Below are 1777 nucleotides of genomic sequence, written 5' to 3'. Positions count from 1 at the left end.
ACGATATCCTCAAGCTTTTCCACAAACTTTGGATCACGAGAAACTTTGAATGTCTTTTCCAGGTGAGGCTTAAGGCCATGGGCTTTCCATATGCGACGCACGCTTGTCGCACTAATGCCAGCGGCTTCAGCCATAGAGCGAGTGCTCCAGTGAGTAGCATTATCCGGCTTTGYTTGAGTGGTCAAACGAACGATTTCCGTAGCATCAATCTGTTYGTTACGACCACCACGAGGAAGGTCTTTCTCTATTCCCCGAAAACCTTCAGCTACATAACGAACTCGCCAACGGCTTACTTGTCCCCGTTCGATATTTAATGCTTCCGCAATTTCAAGATTGGTTTTTCCATCTGCAGCCAAAAGAATAATTTTAGAACGACGGGCAATGCGTACAGAGCTTTTATTTGACGACGATAGACGTTTTAATAGTTTTTGTTCCTGTTCACTCAGGCTTATCTTGGCTGCGACTCTCATAGATAGTATCCGTCCTTAGATGCTCTTACCTATAATGGCACAGCGAGATTATTTATGTTGTATTAAATGCAGCTCACTACACTAGTACTCCATCCACCGTCAAATGATAGACTGAATTTTGTATTATCCTGACAGCTCCACTGCAACAAAAGATGGAGCCGTCATGAACGTTAAATACCATGTTCGTTTAAGTGATGATGAACGCTCAATGCTTGAGGCTTTAATCAAACAAGAAAAACCAATAATTGCGCAACACAAAAAACGCCACGCACAAATTTTRCTCGCCATCGATGAAAATCRCTCGCCGCTTACCCATGAGCAGGCAGCTAAAGCCTTCAACGTGAAACCGCTCACTATCTGTCGTCTTCGTCAACGCCTTGCTGAGGAAGGATTAGAGGTTGCGATCAATAGCAAGCACAGTCGTCATGGAGGAAAACGGAAAATGGATGGTGAGTTAGAGGCTCACCTTATCGCTCTGACCTGTTCTGCACCTCCAAAAGGAAACGCGCGATGGACGTTAAACCTCCTCAGGGACAAGATGATCGAGCTGGAGTACATTGATGAAATATCCAGAAGCACCATCCATGAATCTTTAAAAAAAACGAACTTAAGCCTTGGCAGAAAAAAGAATGGTGTATTCCCAAGGAAGAAAGCGCCAACTTTGTGAGTGCCATGGAAGATATTCTGGAGCTTTACAAGCTTCCATATGACCCCAAAAGACCGTTGGTATGTCTGGATGARACCAGCAAGCAGCAGTTAATTGAGGTACGTAATCCCATTCCTATTGAACCCGGTAATCCAGAACGATACGACACAGAGTATGAGCGTAACGGTGTCAGTAATCTCTTTATGATTTTCGAACCACTGGCTGGTTGGCGGCATGTAGAGGTAACCGACAGTAGAACCGCGATCGACTGGGCGCATCAGGTCAAAGCATTGGTGGATGGTCGCTACAAGGATGTTGATAAAATTGTTCTGGTAGAAGAYAACCTGAACACGCACACACCCGCTTCYTTTTATAAGGCCTTCAAACCGGAAGAGGMCAGACGAATTATCGATAAACTTGAATTTCACTACACTCCCAAGCACGGGAGCTGGCTGGATATGGCAGAGATCGAACTGAGTATATTGAGTCGACAATGCCTGAATCRTCGTATACCCGACCAGGAGACACTGCGTCGCGAGGTTGCAGCCTGGGAAGTACAACGTAACGACTGCAAAACGACCATGGACTGGCGGTTCACCACAGAAGATGCCCGGATTAAGTTGAAGAGACTTTACCCGGTGCTGCCAGAATAAGCAGATAA

Annotated in this window: 2 protein-coding genes; one reads left to right on the top strand and one right to left on the bottom strand. The window is 45.6% G+C overall.

Going from position 1 to position 1777, the window contains the following annotated elements:
* On the bottom strand, positions 1-470 hold a 470-nt coding region (locus AKL11_RS19205), incomplete at its 3' end, for a helix-turn-helix domain-containing protein (RefSeq protein WP_157673667.1).
* Positions 471-633: 163 nt separating this feature from the next.
* Between AKL11_RS19205 and AKL11_RS24755 the strand changes: the two genes are divergently transcribed.
* Positions 634-1769, top strand: a protein-coding gene (locus AKL11_RS24755) for an IS630 family transposase (RefSeq protein ID WP_095210527.1) whose coding sequence is annotated in 2 segments (ribosomal slippage) — positions 634-1063 and positions 1063-1769 — 1137 coding nt in all. Because the reading frame shifts where the segments join, the coding sequence is not laid out codon by codon here.
* Positions 1770-1777: the final 8 nt, after the last annotated feature.

Source organism: Endozoicomonas ascidiicola (assembly GCF_001646945.1).
GTDB lineage: Bacteria > Pseudomonadota > Gammaproteobacteria > Pseudomonadales > Endozoicomonadaceae > Endozoicomonas > Endozoicomonas ascidiicola.
The sequence above is the reverse complement of the archived record's forward strand: the minus strand, read 5'-3'. Positions and strand labels throughout refer to the sequence as shown.